At 36.7% G+C, this 17,345-nt stretch carries 20 protein-coding genes; 5 read left to right on the top strand and 15 right to left on the bottom strand.

The features are described from left to right. Positions 1-6: 6 nt before the first annotated feature. Both DOK81_RS05320 and DOK81_RS05315 read right to left on the bottom strand, forming a co-directional pair. On the bottom strand, positions 7-1,383 hold the full coding sequence (locus DOK81_RS05320; RefSeq protein WP_206909109.1) for a hemolysin family protein: 1,377 nt from the start codon (positions 1,381-1,383) through the stop codon (positions 7-9). A gap of 128 nt (positions 1,384-1,511) precedes the next feature. Then, positions 1,512-2,630, bottom strand: a complete 1,119-nt coding sequence (locus DOK81_RS05315) for an AI-2E family transporter (RefSeq protein ID WP_242589908.1) — start codon at positions 2,628-2,630, stop codon at positions 1,512-1,514. Between the two features lie 148 nt (positions 2,631-2,778). On the opposite strand from DOK81_RS05315, the gene DOK81_RS05310 reads away from it, so the two are divergent. Then, positions 2,779-3,222 carry a GNAT family N-acetyltransferase gene (locus DOK81_RS05310; RefSeq protein WP_206909107.1) on the top strand — a complete coding sequence of 148 codons (444 nt, stop codon included), beginning with the start codon at positions 2,779-2,781 and terminating at the stop codon, positions 3,220-3,222. 51 nt (positions 3,223-3,273) lie between these two features. On the opposite strand, the gene DOK81_RS05305 is transcribed toward DOK81_RS05310, so the two are convergent. The 3 genes from DOK81_RS05305 to recX form a co-directional block, all read right to left on the bottom strand. Continuing rightward, positions 3,274-3,807 (bottom strand): DUF402 domain-containing protein, encoded by a 534-nt coding sequence (locus DOK81_RS05305; RefSeq protein WP_206899103.1) that lies wholly within the window; start codon positions 3,805-3,807, stop codon positions 3,274-3,276. A 93-nt stretch (positions 3,808-3,900) separates the two neighbouring features. Then, positions 3,901-5,088, bottom strand: coding sequence for an A/G-specific adenine glycosylase (mutY, locus tag DOK81_RS05300; RefSeq protein WP_206909105.1), 1,188 nt, complete (start codon positions 5,086-5,088; stop codon positions 3,901-3,903). Next, the gene (gene recX / locus DOK81_RS05295; protein ID WP_206909103.1) at positions 5,081-5,881 is read right to left on the bottom strand and encodes a recombination regulator RecX; all 801 of its coding nucleotides are present in this window, start codon (positions 5,879-5,881) and stop codon (positions 5,081-5,083) included. The genes mutY and recX overlap by 8 nt, the downstream gene beginning before the upstream one ends. Positions 5,882-5,988: 107 nt before the next feature. Between recX and rlmD the strand changes: the two genes are divergently transcribed. Further along, positions 5,989-7,365 carry a 23S rRNA (uracil(1939)-C(5))-methyltransferase RlmD gene (rlmD, locus tag DOK81_RS05290; protein ID WP_206909101.1) on the top strand — a complete coding sequence of 459 codons (1,377 nt, stop codon included), beginning with the start codon at positions 5,989-5,991 and terminating at the stop codon, positions 7,363-7,365. A gap of 96 nt (positions 7,366-7,461) precedes the next feature. Here the strand turns inward: rlmD and DOK81_RS05285 are convergent, their stop codons facing one another. The 4 genes from DOK81_RS05285 to DOK81_RS05270 form a co-directional block, all read right to left on the bottom strand. After that, a complete protein-coding gene (locus DOK81_RS05285) occupies positions 7,462-8,706 on the bottom strand; it encodes an LCP family protein (protein WP_206909099.1) in 1,245 nt (414 codons plus the stop codon). A 392-nt stretch (positions 8,707-9,098) separates the two neighbouring features. Continuing rightward, entirely contained in the window at positions 9,099-10,100 is a 1,002-nt protein-coding gene (locus DOK81_RS05280) for a DUF916 and DUF3324 domain-containing protein (RefSeq protein ID WP_347401437.1), read from the bottom strand. Positions 10,101-10,133: 33 nt separating this feature from the next. Beyond that, positions 10,134-10,742: a WxL domain-containing protein gene (locus DOK81_RS05275; RefSeq protein ID WP_206909095.1), complete on the bottom strand. Its 609-nt coding sequence runs from the start codon at positions 10,740-10,742 to the stop codon at positions 10,134-10,136. A gap of 24 nt (positions 10,743-10,766) precedes the next feature. Then, a complete protein-coding gene (locus DOK81_RS05270; protein ID WP_206909094.1) occupies positions 10,767-11,198 on the bottom strand; it encodes a WxL domain-containing protein in 432 nt (143 codons plus the stop codon). A 14-nt stretch (positions 11,199-11,212) separates the two neighbouring features. Here DOK81_RS05270 and DOK81_RS05265 point away from each other — a divergent pair, with 14 nt between their 5' ends. Continuing rightward, entirely contained in the window at positions 11,213-11,596 is a 384-nt protein-coding gene (locus tag DOK81_RS05265) for a hypothetical protein (RefSeq protein WP_206909092.1), read from the top strand. A 132-nt stretch (positions 11,597-11,728) separates the two neighbouring features. Here the strand turns inward: DOK81_RS05265 and DOK81_RS05260 are convergent, their stop codons facing one another. From DOK81_RS05260 to DOK81_RS05250, 3 genes are all read right to left on the bottom strand, one after another. Beyond that, positions 11,729-11,929, bottom strand: a complete 201-nt coding sequence (locus DOK81_RS05260) for a cold-shock protein (RefSeq protein WP_067480755.1) — start codon at positions 11,927-11,929, stop codon at positions 11,729-11,731. A 136-nt stretch (positions 11,930-12,065) separates the two neighbouring features. Further along, positions 12,066-12,674 carry a superoxide dismutase gene (locus DOK81_RS05255; protein WP_206909089.1) on the bottom strand — a complete coding sequence of 203 codons (609 nt, stop codon included), beginning with the start codon at positions 12,672-12,674 and terminating at the stop codon, positions 12,066-12,068. A gap of 114 nt (positions 12,675-12,788) precedes the next feature. Continuing rightward, positions 12,789-13,247, bottom strand: a complete 459-nt coding sequence (locus tag DOK81_RS05250; protein ID WP_206909088.1) for a GtrA family protein — start codon at positions 13,245-13,247, stop codon at positions 12,789-12,791. A gap of 246 nt (positions 13,248-13,493) precedes the next feature. Between DOK81_RS05250 and DOK81_RS05245 the strand changes: the two genes are divergently transcribed. Together DOK81_RS05245 and DOK81_RS05240 are read left to right on the top strand one after the other, a co-directional pair. Next, complete coding sequence (locus DOK81_RS05245) at positions 13,494-14,303, top strand: DUF1189 domain-containing protein (protein WP_206909086.1); 810 nt, start codon at positions 13,494-13,496, stop codon at positions 14,301-14,303. Between the two features lie 123 nt (positions 14,304-14,426). Beyond that, entirely contained in the window at positions 14,427-15,374 is a 948-nt protein-coding gene (locus DOK81_RS05240) for a phosphoglycerate dehydrogenase (RefSeq protein WP_206909085.1), read from the top strand. Positions 15,375-15,507: 133 nt separating this feature from the next. Here the strand turns inward: DOK81_RS05240 and DOK81_RS05235 are convergent, their stop codons facing one another. The 3 genes from DOK81_RS05235 to DOK81_RS05225 form a co-directional block, all read right to left on the bottom strand. Continuing rightward, entirely contained in the window at positions 15,508-15,813 is a 306-nt protein-coding gene (locus DOK81_RS05235; protein WP_206899916.1) for an iron-sulfur cluster biosynthesis protein, read from the bottom strand. 12 nt (positions 15,814-15,825) lie between these two features. Then, positions 15,826-16,491: a TrkA family potassium uptake protein gene (locus DOK81_RS05230; RefSeq protein WP_206909083.1), complete on the bottom strand. Its 666-nt coding sequence runs from the start codon at positions 16,489-16,491 to the stop codon at positions 15,826-15,828. A 217-nt stretch (positions 16,492-16,708) separates the two neighbouring features. Further along, positions 16,709-17,341 carry a response regulator transcription factor gene (locus DOK81_RS05225; RefSeq protein ID WP_206909082.1) on the bottom strand — a complete coding sequence of 211 codons (633 nt, stop codon included), beginning with the start codon at positions 17,339-17,341 and terminating at the stop codon, positions 16,709-16,711. Between the last annotated feature and the right edge of the window lie 4 nt (positions 17,342-17,345).

Genomic DNA, 17,345 nt, shown 5'->3' with positions numbered 1-17,345 from the left:
TTCATTTTATCTTCTAAGCTCGTCATCTTCGAACTCTTTTCTAAAATAACGACGTTCCTCTTCTGGCTCTATTTCGACTTCTTCTGGATCATGGAATTGCACACGAATTTTTAAAATTCTTGATCCTTCCATTTCTTCTGAAATCAAAGTCACGTTATCCACATCAAATGAAAGCTTTTCACCTTCATCAGGAATCAATCCTAACGCTGTAATCAAGTAACCAGCCATCGTGTCGACATCGCTCATGTGAAGATCTGTGTCAAACGCTTCATTGAATTCGTCGATCAGCATCCGTCCTTGAATGATATATTCATGTTCTGCTACTTTTTCATAAAGGTTTTCGACTTCATCTGATTCATCATCGATTTCACCGACGATTTCTTCTAGCAAGTCTTCTAAAGTTGCTAAACCTACTACGCCACCATATTCGTCAAGTAAAATGGCCATTTGATTTTGTGTTTTCTTCAATTCATACAACAAATCATCAATAAAAATCGTTTCCGGAACAAACAATGGTTCTTGCATGATTTTACGAATCTCTAAGTTAGCAAAGCCAAATCTATGAGCAGCTTTTAATAAGTTTTTCGTATGAAGAATCCCGATTACTTTATCCTTATCTTCGTTGTAGACAGGTATTCGAGAATAGTTTTCGGACAAAACTTCATTGATATTATCTTCAACGGAATCATTGATGTCGATCATAAAAGCATCCGTTCGAGGTACCATCACTTCTCGCGCAACTTTCGTATCTAAAGAAAAAACACCTTGCAACATTTCTAGCTCTTCATTATCCAAGACACCTTCTGTTTCCAACATATAACGCATTTCGTCTCGAGTCATCTTTGAGTCTTCGTCGTCAAATGTCATCGGAGTGATTCGGGCTAACAAACTAGTTGAAGCAGACAACAACCACACAAATGGTTTTGCTACCACACCGATTGCTCGAATAAAACCAGAAGTTAATTGTGCCACTTCTTCAGATTTATTCAAAGCGATTCGTTTTGGATAAAGTTCACCAAAAACAATCGATACATAAGTTAAAATTGCCAAAACAATCACACTAGCAAGATTTTTTGCTGCTGCACTGCCACCCAATACTGGCGCAAGTTTCTCAGACAACGTATTGGCCAAAGAAGCACCAGATAAAATGTTGACCAACGTGATCCCAACTTGGATCGTAGATAAAAAGTTGGTAGGGTCTTGCAATATTTTCAAAAGTTTTTGTGATTTTGTATCTCCTTCTTCAGCTTTTTGTTCAACCCGGTTTTTATTGATAGATACAACCGCAATCTCTGAAGCAGCTAAAAAAGCATTGATCAATGTCAAAACGATCAATAATAAAATCTGCGCTAACAGCGACTGACTCTCAGGGTCAGCATTCATAATCGCATTCTCTCCTTGTTAAGTTAAATTTTTTTTTAGTTTACGATAGAAAAAAACGTGGCTAGGTAGCCACGTTAAAATGGTATCACAAAGCAATTTTCTTTGCAATAAAAACAGTAGTGCAGGTCTTATGGTGTCGTTGCGATTTTCTTCGTACTTTCGTTTCGCTGATCTTCCTTAACGATTTTGATAACATAAGAAATAATTGTTTTACAAATCGCATAAAAAGGTACACCTAAGAAGATTCCTAGTAGTCCAGCAATATTTCCGGCAACTAACAAAACAATAATAATTGTTAATGGATGAATCTTCAATGATTTTCCAATAACGTTTGGATAAATGATATTTCCATCTAGTTGTTGAACGACGAGCACAACAATACAACAAAGCAATGCTTTAAATGGTTCATTGAAAACCGTCACTAAGAAGGCCGGAGCTAATCCTAAATAAGGACCCAAGTAAGGAATCAAATTGGTCAAACCTGCAATCACCCCGAATAAAAAGGCATAATCAATACCCAAAATAAAATATCCTAGGAAGGTAAACGTACCAACAAATAAACATTCTATTGCTTGACCACTAATATAGTTGGCTAATGTCTGGTTCAATTGACCTAGTAACTCGACGATTTGACTTCTCCGTTTTTCTGGGAAAAAGCGCTCAATATTGGGTACTAGTTTTTCGCCATCTTTTAGCATATAGAACAAAATAAATGGTGCCGTCACGATCACAATCGTTGCTGAAGCAATTGTTCCAACAATCGAGCCTAGGCTAGAAGAAATTCCACTTAAAAATTGTTGAATGATCTGACCATAAGAAATATCTAACTGGTCTAAATATTTGCTGATATTCACTTCTTTAAAAATCGGCCATTCTGCCATTTCTCTTAACCAGCTTTCAACTTGTTTGATGAAGTCAGGCATGTTTGAAGCCAATGAAGAAATTTGTTGTACCAGATTTGGGATCACACTCAGTAAAATCCAAATAATTGCTGTCAGTAGCATCAGCAATACAAGCACGACTGCCCAGGTTCGTTTGATTTTTATTCGCATCAGCAGTTTAACAATAGGATTCAAAATATAATACAAGAATCCAGCAATTAAAACTGGCGCAAATAAAGTTGAAAAAAATGTCCCAATGGGTTCAAATATAAAATTGATTTTTGAAGAAACCAAAATCAATGTAGCCAAGATCAATAATTCAAAAGACCAAAACATCAATTTGGAATTTCTCAGTTTTTCAAACAATCGATTTCCTCCTTTTCTCTTTTTTATAGTATAGCGCATCTCGTTTGAAAATTCTTCTCTAACTTTTCTTTTTTCTGGAATGATTATCACGACTTTTCATTTCAGAAGCTTTCCAGTATACTAAAAAACAATAAGAGGTGATTGTAGAATGAAAATCGTACAAACAAGAGATACGTTAAGTGGGATTTATTTAGATGCTGTTCGCATTCGACATCAGGTATTTGTCGTTGAGCAAGGCGTTCCGCTTGAACGAGAAATCGATAAAGATGAGGCAAGATGTATTCATTTTGTCCTTTATTCTGAAAAAAAAGAACCATGTGGGACAGTTCGTTTACTGCCATTAGACAATGGAAAAATGAAGTTGCAACGAATGGCGATCCTTCAAAATTTTCGCCAACAAGGTTTAGGAAATTACTTAGTGAAGGAAGCAGAAGAATTCACTAAAAATCAAGGCTACAACACCATTCTTTTAGGTGCTCAAGAAACTGCTGTGAATTTTTATTCCAAGCTAGGCTATGAAATTTATGGCGAACCATTTGAAGATGCAGGAATGCCTCATCTACATATGCGAAAGAAAATGTCACAGCAATAAAAAAACAGCGGGCTTAAGAATTTTTTCTCTAGCCTGCTGTTCTTTTTTGTTTTACTTTCGCGACAATTGCTTATAACGATCATACCAAATATCAATATAGCCTTCAGAAAAAGGTCCTTGTTCATTATTGATCCAGTCAACTAAAATCTTCACATTCTCTTTTAAAATGAAGTCGATGTCATTAGGATAATGCATGATTTTACTGTGCATTTCATATTCATCAACATCTAACAAACGTTTTTCTCCATCAGGAAATACCTTGATATCTAAATCATAGTCGATATACTTCAAGGCTTCATCGTCTAATAAAAAAGGTGAAGCTAGATTACAATAATAGGAAACCCCCTTTTCACGAATCATTGCTATTACATTAAACCAGTATTTTTTGTGGAAATACACAATTGCTGGTTCTCGCGTTACCCAACGCCGACCGTCAGACTCGGTAACTAAAGTGTGATCGTTCACGCCAATCATTGAGTGTTCGCTTGTTTTTAATACCATGGTATCACGCCACGTTCGATGCAATTTGCCGTCGTGTTTGTAACTTTGGATCGTGACAAACTCTCCTTCTTTTGGAACTCCCATAGCAACCCTTCCTTAAGCAGCATCTTGTGCTTTGTGTTTGGGTGTTCATTACACCGACATCGTAATTATTATATCAATAAACTTTCTCTTTGCCTAGGAAGGATTACTATTGTTTCGATTTTTCTCAAGTTGGTCTACCAATTTCATTTGAACTTTTGGAAAAACAAATTGAGCAAACTTTGCTTCCTCGATCCACAAAGTGGCTTCTGATTCTGGCAACAGTTGAGTGGTCACGTTTGTTGCTCGTCCGTAAAACAAAAGGACATGCCATTTTAAGTGACTGAACACATGAACTACCTCACCTAAATGTCGCTTTTGCCAAACAACTGTCTCCTGGTGAGCAAAAGGTAAATTCCTCTGTTCTTCTGCAATCAGCAACTCATCAAATAAACTCGGTTGATTGTCAATGGCTGATGCCCATTCCTGCTGAAGTTCCTGATACCGTTCAAGTGTGACTTCAACTAACGGAAACGTCCACATGTCTGCCAATAACTTTTGGCTTGTCCGTTTTTCCAAATAAAAGCTTCCTGCTTGATCTTGAATTGCTGCTGCCACGTAATACACATCTTTTGGCTTAGCTTTTTTTGTTTTCACAGGAAAGTTAGTTTGAATTCCACGCTCATTTGCTAAACAAAAAGATTGGATGGGGCAACTCTCACATTTTGGAGAAGTTGGTGTACAAATAGCTGAACCTAAATCCATGAATGCCTGATTGAATTCTCCCGGATGTTCTTCGTCAATAATACTTCGAACTGCTTCATCGAAAACTTTTCTACTAGACGCCTTTGCAATGTCGTCTTCAATACAAAACAAACGACTCACAACTCGCATCACATTGCCATCAATTGCGGGCTCAGGCAAATCGAAGGCAATACTAGCAATCGCTCCCGTCGTATAAGGACCAATTCCTTTTAAAGAGCTGATTTCAGCAACTGTTTGCGGCATTTCCCCGCCAAATTCACTCATGATTTGTTTCGCTGCTGCTTGAATATTTCGAGCACGAGAGTAATACCCTAGTCCTTCCCAAGCCTTCAATAATTTTTCTTCTGGTGCATTAGCTAGCGCTTCAATTGTTGGAAACCACTCCATAAACCGATAAAAATAATCGATGACTGTATCGACGCGCGTTTGCTGTAACATAATCTCTGAGATCCAGATACGGTATGGGTCGCGATTATAGCGCCAAGGTAAATTTCTTTTTTCTCTTTCATACCACTCAATAAATTTTTTCTGAAATTCTTTTGTCTGTTCTGTTGACCAGTTTTCCCACTCTTTATTCACTGATTTCTGCTTCCTTTTCTGAAATAAATCGTTGAATCAAGTCCAGATTAAATCCCTTTTGATAAAGACTCTGTTTGACTTTCATCCTACGTTTTGTTAAATCAAAACGTGCATTCTTTCGCCATAATTTTTCGCCTTGGTTTACCAACAATCCATACTCTGCTTCCTCATCCACTTCTTGTGGCAATTGGGCAATTGCCTGCTGGATCACTTCTGAGTTGAAGCCTTTGGTCATTAAATTTTGTTGAATTTTTCGTAAGAGCTCTTTCTGGCTTTTTCCATGATTTTTTTTGTATGCTTTTTGTGCGGCGATACTGGCAACTTCCACTTGGTCTTCAAAAAGATATTGGCTCAATGCTTGCTCGATGATTTCTGGTTTTAGCCCTTTTTGCTGTAGCTGCTGGTTCAACTTTCTGGGTCCTTTGTCACTCAGACGCATCTGCGTTCGGACGTAGCTTTCCCCATAAACAAGATCATTGATCAAATCTAATTCTTTCAATCGTGCAACGATTTTATTTCGATCTTCTTGAACGATTTCTTTTTCTTTTAAATAAGTACGAATTTCTTTTTCTGAGCGTAATTGGTAACTCAAATAATTCAATGCTTGCTGAAAACCAAAGTCTTCTCCACTACTTTTTTTGATTTCTTTGATTAGTTCCTCATCTAACTCTCGTCCTTTTAGTAAACGATAACGAATTAAAACATCTTCTGAAACATGTAGTGGCTCGCCAACAGATAAATCGACTTGGTAAAAAGGGCCCTTGCCTTTGCTGATCCTCGTCACTGTTATCATGAAACTCCTCCTCGAACATATATTCTCTATCATATCATAGAAACTCCCCGCCGACAGCGATTTTGTGATAGAATAGACCCACATCAAACGAAAAAAAGGAGATACCTATGGCAGAAACAATTGTCAAAACCGGACAAACAGTTCCTTTAAAAATTAAACGACTTGGTATCAATGGTGAAGGCATTGGCTACTTCAAACGATTGATTATTTTTGTTCCCTATGCTTTACCAAAGGAAGAAGTACTTGTGAAAATCACCAAGGCGACATCTCGTTATGCAGAAGCAGAACTTGTGAAAGTAAAAAAATCAAGTAGCCAACGCGTCGTCGCTCCCTGTCCTGTTTATTACGAATGTGGTGGTTGTCAATTACAACATTTAGCCTACCATGCACAACTCGATTTCAAAAAAGATTTGCTTTTACAAGCACTTGAAAAATTCAAACCTGCTGGCTTCCGTCATTTTCCTTTATTACCAACGATTGGCATGGAAGACCCTTGGCGCTATCGGAATAAAGCTCAATTTCAGTTAAGAAAAAACAAAAAAACCAACCAAATCGAGGCTGGTTTATATCAAGCGAATTCACATAATTTAGTTCCACTGACTGATTGTTTGGTTCAAGAACCTCGAACACAAAAAGTGATGAATACAGTCGTTCGCTTGTTAAATAAATATGATCTACCTATTTATGATGAACGAACAAATAGCGGTATTTTTCGGACAATCATGGTTCGTGTAGGGATCCAGACAGGAGAACTGCAAGTTGTTTTTATTACTCGAAGTCAAAAGTTTCCACAAAAAAATGCACTGATTCGTGAAATCAACGAACGGTTGCCTGAAGTAGTTTCCATTATGCAAAATGTTCAACCTCAAAAAACTTCTTTAGTAATGGGTGACGAAACGATTCATCTTTGGGGAAAAGAAGCAATCGAAGAACGAATCAACGAAGTCACTTTTGATTTATCACCGCGCGCCTTTTTCCAACTGAATCCAGAACAAACAAAAATTCTTTATCAAGAAGGAATCAAAGCGTTAGCCATCGAAAAAGATGAAACAGTTGTGGATGCGTATTGTGGTGTGGGAACAATTGGGTTAAGCGTTGCAAAATATGCAAAAGAAGTTCGCGGAATGGATGTTGTTCCCCAAGCAATTGAGGATGCGAAAAAAAATGCAACACGTTTGGGCTACGACAATACTCGTTATGAAGTCGGAACGGCAGAAGAACTTTTACCTAAATGGCTCGAAGAAGGATTTACTCCTGATGGAATTATCGTTGATCCACCCCGAACTGGTTTGGATGCTAAATTAATTCAATCTTTATTGAAACATCCAGCCAAAAAATTAGTTTATATCTCTTGTAATGTTTCAACCTTGGCTCGTGACTTAGTTGAATTAACCAAATGTTATGAAGTCGACTACTTGCAATCAGTCGACATGTTTCCACAAACTGCTCGCTGTGAAGTCGTTGTCAAATTAACTAAAAAATAAACAGATAAAAATTGTCTCATTTACGATCTATTAATAAAAATGAATCACCCTACTAAAAATCGGCTGACGACTTTTAGTGGGGTGATTCATTTTTATTTAATAATTTCCATTATAATTGTATTGATTCGTATCTTCCGGTGTATATTGTTCATAATTTTCTTGATTATTGTTTTGATCGTAGTTATTTTCAGTACCATATCCATTGTCTTGATTGTAGTCTTGGTTATAATCCCCATTACCATCTGAGTAGGTGGATGAATAATTGTCTGAATAACTGTTGGAATAGTCATTTGAATAATTATTTGAATAGTCATTACCATCGGTGACAGTGCTACTTGAAGTTAGACCCGTCCCATCTTCTGAGTCATCATAGAACATTTGATACGCATTATCATTTTTCAAATTAGGCAACGTGCTACTTGTTTTCAAATCTAATTGTTTTTTCAATTTGTTTTGAACTTTCAATAACTCATTTTGACCAAGAATTTGATAATAAATTTCATTAATTGTTGTGCTTTCCCCTTGTAGCTGTCCTTGGTCGATTTTATTGAATGCTGCAGTATAATTCGTTGCAACATCTAACATATCGTCCCATTCCAAGTCCGTCTTCACATTGTTTTCAACTGCTTTTAAAATCTTTTGATAATTGCTTACACCATCTAGACTTAGAACTTTATTGACGATTTTCGTGACAACTTCACGTTGACGGCGTTGACGACCGATGTCCCCTTCTGGATCTTCATGGCGCATTCTGGCATAGGCTAATCCTGTCTCACCGTCTAGCTTTTGTTTGCCAACAGGTACGTGGACTCCATCTAGTGTGAAGTCAATTTTATTATTAACTTCAATCCCACCAACTGCATCAATCAAATCTTTCATTCCATCCAAGTTGATCGTCACATAATGATCAAGTGGTATATCCAACAATTGCTCAATCGAATCCATTGCCATTTCGACCCCACCAAATGCATAGGCGTGATTTAATTTGTCCACTGTTCCATAACCAACGATATTCGTATAAATATCACGATCCAAGCTGACAATTGTTGAAGTTTTCTTTTCTGGATTAACTGTTACAACCATCATGGTATCTGAACGACCTTGTTCTGTCCGTCCTAAGCCACCAGTGTCTAGTCCGAGTAATAAAACGGAAAATGGTTCTCGATCGTCAATACTGACTTTGTCCGATCGTTTAGTTGAAACTCGATTTAAATTCTTTGAAATTTTGTTGACTGTTTGATTTGCTTCACCCATAAATTTGATTCCATATGCCGAAAGTCCGACAATCAAAAGAACAAAAACTCCGAGAAAAGCTAAAACTACTTTTTGCCACCGCTTCATAGTACACCTCTGTTTCACATTTTCTAAAATATTTTCTCATACAACAATTTATTCAGCAATTCCCCACTTTAATCATAATAAAACTTTAAAGAACAGATCAGAAATTATGTAAATTTTCAAAATTCTTCATTATCATACCATAGCACTACTTTCGAGAAAAGGCAGAATTGTGTATAAATGAGTGATAAATTGCATAAAATGAAAAATTTATGCTTTTTTTGAATAAAAGTTATAGTGCCAAGTTGTCAGCTTCTACTAAATGCGCACTATCATACAAAACACTTTCTCTTTTTATCCTATCTTAAGCAAGAACACTTTTATTTTAAAGAACTTTCTAAACGCCACACAAAAAAACTGGAACACCACACTGTCCCAGCTTTCTGATTCAAACTTTATTCATTTTGTTTATTTCGTAACTTGTTTAACAACCAGACAATTACTGCAATCAATCCGAAAATTATTCCAATCCCTAGCCACATCAACCATGGAAACGGATTTTTGGGTTCTTCAATTGAAACATCTTTTCTATTGTAAGAGTCAGATGTCTTCTTAGTCACCCTAAATAATGTTTCCTCACTCCAATGAAACTCTTCTTTACTAACCGTTGTTTTTAAGCGGTATGTTCCCTCCTCGAACTTTTGCCCCTCTAAAAAGATCAAGTATGTCATACCGCTATTAGGAGCAAATCCAATCGCTTGATTTCCACTTAATCGAGGAGTTTCTTCTTTTTCTTTAAATAACTCATACTGAATATCTGCTGTTGATAAATACGTTGCCTTCGTATTTTGTAACCCTACTTTCACAGCATTTCTACCGTTAACTTGAGTTGGGGAAGCTTCCTTCATTTCCAGAACAGGCGCCATTTTTTCTCGTTCATTTTGTAGCAAAACAGCGATTTCTCGAGAAAAAACATTTTGAATGTTACCTTCTGCTTTTTCTCGTGGCTTTTCTTGAAGATAAATTCCACCAGCAAGCACACCTTCAAATGGTTTATTTGGCATTTTGACAGTTAACGCAAGAATTTTTTGCTCATGTCCTTTTAAAAGAAATTCTTTTTGTGACAATTGGACTACTTGTTCAATATCGGCTGGTAACGCTTGTGTTGTATCCTGATTTTTTCCAGAATACTCGACAACACCAAGTTGATTCGTTCTTGCGCGATTAAAAGAAGAAATAATTGTGACTGGTGTCTCTTTTAAATTCGTCACAACTACTTTTAACTGTACTTCTTGTTCAGGTGCTAGTTGTAAATCAAAATAGGCATCATTTTGGGTAGTTATTTCTTGATTCGGTTGAATTTGCGCATCAAAACTTTGGAGTGATTCTCCCTGAATCGGCACCACAAATCCCAATCCTAATCCGACTATTCCCAATATTCCAATCAACCATTTCACAATTATCCCTCCTTTTTTCATCTACTCAACTTTTTATGGTTCGGGTGTTGAAGAAAATGTCCAATTCAAGGTTGTCATATACTCTGCTGCAACTTTATTCGTATTAGCTGGTACCGCTAAAGAAAACTGATTGATTGCCAAGGAAGTATCTCCAGAATTCTCCCCAGCCGTTGCACTTAAGACCGTAAATTCCTGGTTAAATACCTGAATAGCTAATTCATCATTTTCATAAGTGCTCGTTGGGCTTAAAGATAAGTTATTTGTAACTGAGCCAAACGACAAACTTAACACTGCATCTGTCAATTCTACTTCGTCACTCGTTTGAAATTGTTCGACTTGTGCTACTTTCACCAACCAAGTTCCAGTAAGATTTCCTCGGTTATCTCGGACGTCGACCGCTCCAGTTGTCGCTGGTGCTGCCTGTTCACCTGTTGTCGTTGCACTCCAATTTTCTGCCGTTACAGTTTGAATTGGGTGTTCACCAAAATTTAAATCAGTCGGAATCTCACTCGTATAATCAAATTCTAATGTCCCCGGAAGATAATTCACTTCTCCTTGTGTCTGTGCGTCTGCAAAAACAAATTGACTAGAAAGTAAGCACAGACCTAACATCGTTAAGCTTGTAAATATTTTCTTTTTCATAACCATTCTTCCTCCTTTAGCAATCTAACTAGGTGTATCTGACAACACCCACTCCAAAACGGTTTGGTAAGTTCCCGTCGATTTCACAGCCTCTTTCGGAACAAATAATTGAAATTCACTAAGATTTAACAAAACATCACCTGGTTGCGTCGTTCCATTTAACTGGATAAGTGGTTGTTGAACACCAACATTTAATCCAACAATCTGGTTGGCGGTGCTACTAACTGAACCTGCAGGAAAAGTTGAAATCAGGTCAGCGTTCTTAATTTGTAATTGTGCCAAAAGTTCATTCGTACCTTGGTTCCATGAAGTTAACTGCTCCACTTTTAACTGCCAAAATTTTTCTACCAATCGCGTATCACTGATTTGAACAACACCTGTCGTTACTTGTTGATTTTCTTTAGCAATCAGTAACTCATCCATTTGCGTTTGAATAACATGTTCACCAAAATCCAAGTTACTTGGAAGAAATGTCTCGAGTCTGTACTGAATTCAAGCATCAAGAGGAAGCGCTTTATTGGTTACGTCCTTGGATCTTAACGGAAGCATTTTTGATTATCGCTCCTCCAACGTATTTTGACAAGCAGCTCAATGTCAAATTTGAAAGTGACCTTCCGCATTCGCTAGAACTAGCAGCCATGAAAAAGATCAATGATTCTTTACGTCCTTACATCAATCTATTTATGACCAATGACCTTTCCATTCAACCAGATTTGATCATCCGAACAACCGATACGTTACTTACTATGCCCACATTTGAGGAAGAACCTATAGTTGTCACAATTTCCATCCAAGATATTGAAAAACAAATCCATTCACTGGTTCACTTTATTAAAGAACATTTCCTTCTGTAACTCATTCATTTATACAAACTAAAAAAGGAGTCGTAGCACAAGCCACAACTCCTTTTTTGTATGATCTCGTGAAACAAATCTAACTTTTTTCAAAGGGATTTATTTTTGATAAGATCGTTTATTCAACAAATATTATAATTTAGTCACTTCAGCAGCTTGAGGTCCGCGTGAACCTTCAACAATTGTGAATTCAACTTCTTGACCTTCTTCTAAGCTCTTAAAGCCATCTCCTTGAATTGCTGAGAAGTGTACGAATACGTCATCTCCGCCATCTACTGTAATAAACCCAAATCCTTTTTCATTGTTGAACCATTTAACTGTTCCGTGTTCCATAAGTGTATAGCCTCCAAAAAATGTTCTTGTAAGAATTCCTCTTACAAAAATATTATACCGAATTTAGAAAACGCTCGCAAGGCTGTTTTTTACTTTTTCCGGAAACAACTAAAGATGGAACTAACATATGAACACGTTATTTTGCTTGTTCAAACTGTTTATTTACTTCATCCCAGTTCACAAGATTCCAGAACGCTTCGATGTAATCAGGACGTACATTTTTATATTTCAAATAATAGGCATGTTCCCACACGTCTAAACCTAATACAGGCGTTTGACCTTCCATCAAAGGTGAATCTTGATTAGCAGTTGAAGTAATAACTAATTTACCATTATCAACAGCCAGCCAAGCCCAACCAGAACCAAAACGACCAGTTGCTGCAGTTTTGAATTCTGATTTAAATGAAGCAAAGTCACCAAAAGCAGCATCAATTGCTTCTTTGATTGCTCCTGTTGGTTCGCCACCAGCATTTGGTGCCATGATCTTCCAGAAGAATGAATGGTTTGCATGTCCGCCACCATTATTGCGAACTGCAGTTTTGATATCTTCAGGAATAGCATCCATATCAGAAATTAATTCTTCTATTGATTTTTCTCCGAGTTCTGGATGTTTTTCGATCGCTGCATTTAGATTAGTCACGTAAGTGTGATGGTGCTTGTCATGATGAAGGTGCATTGTTTCTTCATCGATATAAGGTTCCAAAGCATCATATGCATATGGTAAATCAGGTAATGTGTAAGTCATTGAAAATCTTCCTCCTCAATAATCCTGTTAGTCTTTACACTCAAAAGAGTAACAAAGAGTTGAGAATTCTTCAAAAGTTATGCCTACGATTTTTGTTATTGTTTTTCGATTCGATTATTTGGTTTCTTTGATTTCATCAATTACCTCAGTTTTTTTGAAAATAAATAACTTGCTGAATATATAGTTAGCCAAAACAACTAAGATTTGTGTAATGATTTTAGCCACATACTCGTTACTATTTAACCCCTGAATGAGTAAAATCATAGCGCCCATGTCCAGTCCATAGGAAACAATTCGATAGAAAAGAAATTTTGCAAATTCTCCTACCATATGCCAAAAACTTGGTGATTTAGAATGAAAAACCCAAATTTTATTTGTTACAAAAGCAAACAACACCGAACAAATCCAGGAAATCGTATTTGAAACGACCATGCTTAAACCAAATACTTGTAATGCTAACGCAAAGGTCACAAAGTTTACCACTGTTGCTAACCCACCAAAAAAAATATACACAAAAATTTCCCAGTACCCTTTTTCTTCTAAAAATTCTTTGATTTGCAAATATACTTTCATTTTTGAACCTACCCTTATTAAAATTCTTATTTATCATACGCTATTTTCAAAAAACTTTCAGCCAGATTATTAAAAAATTAGTAAACAGTTTTGTTGATCCATAAAAAAACAAACAATTACTTTCTGTAAGGATAACATTTTTCCGATTAACAGCCAATCAATCTTGTAATTTTGCCTCCTTCTCTTGTATTTCCAGCTATACTTCGCTAGAATTGCTGTTGAAGACAATACTAAAGAGGAGCTATTATGACAACAAAACAATTAATATTCAATTCATTTACAAAATTCAAAAATCTCAAAGAGGCACGACAAACTCCTTTTTGGAAATCGATTCTTTATCTCCTAGTGCTAAGTGTGATCATGGCTTTACCAATTTCATTCCAAGTCTTTCAAGTTTTGGATAACATCAAGACTGACGGACAACAAATCGCCAAAAAAATCCCTGATTTTGAAATCAAAGATGGGCAATTAGATGCCCATGGCGCTAAAGGTTTCATTTATCAGACAAATTCCATCATTTTTACTTTTGATCCTGATGGGAAACGTTCTGAACATGATATTTCTACTGATTTGATGGGGAATTTTATCAGTGTTGGCATGCTGAAAGATCAGATGGTTATTGCCTTACCAAATACTGGTACGACTACTTCTTTGTTAGGTAGCAATGAGATGGTCTTAAGTTATTCAAATGAGGCATTAGCTAACTTGAATGGGCAACAAATGCGCGAAGTTTTGGCAAACTCAACGATTCCATTCTGGATTAAAGCAGTGACTTTTATTATCACAATTTATCCAAGTTTTCTTAATCTACTGATTACATTGATCATTGCGAGCTTTGCAGGCTATATCTATGCTCGTCTACGTTTAACTAGGGCAACATTCCTTGACTGTTTAAAAACAATGATTTATGCGATTACGTTACCAACCCTACTTTCCACTGTCATTTTAATTTTTGTTCCAACATTTGATACAAGCATCTTCATCACATTAGTCGGCTTATTTATTTTCATTCAGGCATGTAAAGGTTGGCCAAGATTTCAATTACCAAAACAATAATTCACTTTAAGCCATGACAGCTGTCATGGCTCTTTTTTTATTTGCTGTTCTCCTTCCTCATCAACTTACTTCAAACTTTGCGCACTTTGCGCTACACTTAAGACAAGAAAGGTGGTCAAATCTATGAAACAGCCAATCATTTACTCCACTCGTCCTTTTCGTGAAGAATTTATCGAAAGAATCGAGACGCTTGCACCAAATTATCAATTCAAAACAGAGCTAACCACTGCTGAACTTTCACAAGTTGAAATCAGCTTGGGCTGGAATCGTGAATTTCAACCCGAACTACTAGCAAGCAATAATTTGAAATGGGTTCAATCCATTTCTGCAGGTGTCGACACCTTGCCCTTAGAAGAATTTTCAAAACATGATATCTTACTTTCGAATGGTAGTGGTATCCATAGTGAATCAATTGCCGAACATTTGATGGGCATCATTTTTGGGTATTCTCGTGGTCTTTTTCAGGCACAAAAAGCACAAGTTGCTCAAAAATGGCTTGGTTCTGACATTCACTATCAAGCGATCCAAAAGAAAAAGTTACTGATTATCGGTACTGGGCATATCGGTAAAATGGTCGCTCAAAGAGCAGAAGTTTTTGGAATGGAAATCTATGGTATCAATACGACCGGTCGACCAGTAGAACATATTAAAGAGACCTTTCCGTTAGCAAAACTTAAAGAGGTCTTACCAACGATGGATATCGTAATCAACATCTTGCCGCTGACCGAACAAACCAATGGTCTATTTGATCAAGAAATGTTCACTTTCTTTTCACCAACAGCGCTCTTTATAAATGTTGGTCGTGGACCATCTGTTAAGACCGACGAATTGATTGACGCGCTGAATCAAAAGAAACTAGCTTTTGCAGCGCTAGATGTTTTTGAAGAGGAACCATTACCAGAAAACAGTCCGCTTTGGTCAATGGAAAATGTGCTAATCACACCACATATTGCTGGATTGACTCCCCATTTCCAAACTAAATTTATGGACATTTTTCTCAAGAATCTTGAAAGTTATCTTTCAGATCAAGCTCTTACAGTTAATCAAGTACAGTTACTTTCTGGTTATTAAAATAAAAATTCATTGACTTCCTAAAATCCAGTAATCAGGTTATTTTTATTTTGCGAACGAAACAGATTAGAGTCATTCATCCAAAAAAACGGCGAAACCAATCAATGATTTCGCCGTTTTTTTTGTTCTATTTTTAATCATTTTTTTCAAAATGATAGGCCGGTTCATCTTTTTTGGCATCATAGTCGACAACCAAATCATATCCTTTGAAAAACCATTCATCTGCTTCTTCAATAAAAAATTTCATGCCATCAATCAATTCTTCTTCAATCACATTTTCTGGTTCTTCAACTGATAATCCAATCGAAAATCCTTCGTGTACCTCTGTTTTACCATAAACTTTTCCGAAAAAGCGAATACCAAGATTTTCAGGTGGATTCACTTCTTTTTTGAACCATTCTTGTGCTGCAGGTGTTACTGTTAATTTAGTCAAAATCATTCACCCCTATAATTATTGATTCATTTTATCGTCAAGCATCTCTACATCTTCTGTTTCTCCGATTACTAATAAATTGTCATTTTGGCGGACAAATTCATCCGCTGCTGGAGAAACAACGACTGTTCGATCAACTCGACGAATTGCTACAACAGTTAAATCAAACCGTTGTCGGAAATTTAGTTCACCAAGTGTTTTATTGAAAAATTTAGGATTGGATACTCGAATCTCAGCTAATGAGTAAGCATCCGTCAACTCTAAATAATCTAAAATATTTTTTGAAACTAAATTATGCGCAATACGAACCCCCATGTCTCTTTCCGGATGTACTACGCGATCTGCGCCAATTTTTTCTAAAACGCGTGCATGATATTCATTTTGTGCCTTCACCAGTATATTTGGCACACCCATCTCCTTGACCATTAGTGTTACTAAAATGCTGGCTTGGATATCTTCACCAATTGCCACAATCACATGATCAAAGTTACGAATGCCTAACGAACGTAAAGTCATTTCATCTTGTGCATTTGCCACCACTGCATGCGTAGCAATATTCATATATTCATTTACACGATCTTCATTGCTGTCAATTGCCAAAACTTCTTGTCCTGATTCAATCAACGTGCGACAGATGCTGCCACCAAATCGACCAAGACCGATGATTGCAAAATTCTGTTTCAAGTCATTACTCCTCTTCATTCTTATTTCTTTTCAAGTATAGCAAAGCCTTTTCAAAAACAAAAGAGGCGAGACTTATTCAAAGCCTTATCCTCCGAAACTTTCTGGTCTCACTTCACAAAAACAAAAAAGCAGGACAAAACACAATTAGTCTTGCCCTACATTCTTTTTGATTTTAAGCAGTTGTTTATGATCAGCTGTCTTTTTATTTATCGATTCGTTATTTGATCAAACCATGTTTGAATGCATAAATTGCTGCTTGAGTACGATCCTCAACCTCAAGTTTTGCTAAAATATTTGAAACATGGGTTTTGACTGTTTTTAAAGTGATAAATAACTCATCTGCAATTTCTTGATTACTCTTTCCTTCAGAAATCAACATCAAGATTTCATTTTCTCGTTTCGTCAGGTCTTCATGCAAAATAGGTTCGTTTCGCCGACTCATCTTTTCCATCATTTTCGTTGTTACTTCTGGTTCTAACACTCGCTCGCCACGTTGCGTTGCACGAATCGCATCTGCGATCTCATGTGCAGTCGAAGTTTTTAATAAATAACCTGCAGCGCCAGCCTCAATCGCAGGATATACTTTTTCATCATCAATAAAGCTGGTGACAATAATAATTTTTGCCTCTGGCCAATCTTTTAAGATCGCTTTTGTTGACTCGATTCCATCCATTTCTTCCATCACTAGATCCATTAGAATAACATCTGGTCGCAATTCCATTGCTTTTTCATAGCCAATTAAGCCATTCTCAGCCTCTCCAACTACTTCGATGTCGTCTTGAATAGATAAGTAAGAAGAAACACCTAAACGCACCATCTCGTGGTCATCTACGAGCATTACTTTTATCATCCGT

This window comes from Enterococcus sp. DIV0660C, assembly GCF_017316125.1.
Classification (GTDB): Bacteria; Bacillota; Bacilli; order Lactobacillales; family Enterococcaceae; genus Enterococcus_B.
The sequence above is the reverse complement of the archived record's forward strand: the minus strand, read 5'-3'. Positions and strand labels throughout refer to the sequence as shown.

What these genes read in the sequence shown, in the direction of transcription:
- DOK81_RS05320 (WP_206909109.1), bottom strand. Translation starts at nt 1,383, where the DNA reads ATGAATGCTGACCCTGAGAGTCAGTCGCTGTTAGCGCAGATTTTATTA.
- recX (WP_206909103.1), bottom strand. Translation starts at nt 5,881, where the DNA reads ATGATAACAGTGACGAGGATCAGCAAAGGCAAGGGCCCTTTTTACCAA.
- DOK81_RS05275 (WP_206909095.1), bottom strand. Translation starts at nt 10,742, where the DNA reads ATGAAAAAGAAAATATTTACAAGCTTAACGATGTTAGGTCTGTGCTTA.
- DOK81_RS05240 (WP_206909085.1), top strand. Translation starts at nt 14,427, where the DNA reads ATGAAACAGCCAATCATTTACTCCACTCGTCCTTTTCGTGAAGAATTT.
- DOK81_RS05260 (WP_067480755.1), bottom strand. Translation starts at nt 11,929, where the DNA reads ATGGAACACGGAACAGTTAAATGGTTCAACAATGAAAAAGGATTTGGG.
- DOK81_RS05235 (WP_206899916.1), bottom strand. Translation starts at nt 15,813, where the DNA reads ATGATTTTGACTAAATTAACAGTAACACCTGCAGCACAAGAATGGTTC.
- DOK81_RS05285 (WP_206909099.1), bottom strand. Translation starts at nt 8,706, where the DNA reads ATGAAGCGGTGGCAAAAAGTAGTTTTAGCTTTTCTCGGAGTTTTTGTT.
- DOK81_RS05250 (WP_206909088.1), bottom strand. Translation starts at nt 13,247, where the DNA reads ATGAAAGTATATTTGCAAATCAAAGAATTTTTAGAAGAAAAAGGGTAC.
- DOK81_RS05305 (WP_206899103.1), bottom strand. Translation starts at nt 3,807, where the DNA reads ATGGGAGTTCCAAAAGAAGGAGAGTTTGTCACGATCCAAAGTTACAAA.
- DOK81_RS05225 (WP_206909082.1), bottom strand. Translation starts at nt 17,341, where the DNA reads ATGATAAAAGTAATGCTCGTAGATGACCACGAGATGGTGCGTTTAGGT.
- DOK81_RS05245 (WP_206909086.1), top strand. Translation starts at nt 13,494, where the DNA reads ATGACAACAAAACAATTAATATTCAATTCATTTACAAAATTCAAAAAT.
- DOK81_RS05255 (WP_206909089.1), bottom strand. Translation starts at nt 12,674, where the DNA reads ATGACTTACACATTACCTGATTTACCATATGCATATGATGCTTTGGAA.
- DOK81_RS05265 (WP_206909092.1), top strand. Translation starts at nt 11,213, where the DNA reads ATGTCTCGAGTCTGTACTGAATTCAAGCATCAAGAGGAAGCGCTTTAT.
- rlmD (WP_206909101.1), top strand. Translation starts at nt 5,989, where the DNA reads ATGGCAGAAACAATTGTCAAAACCGGACAAACAGTTCCTTTAAAAATT.
- DOK81_RS05310 (WP_206909107.1), top strand. Translation starts at nt 2,779, where the DNA reads ATGAAAATCGTACAAACAAGAGATACGTTAAGTGGGATTTATTTAGAT.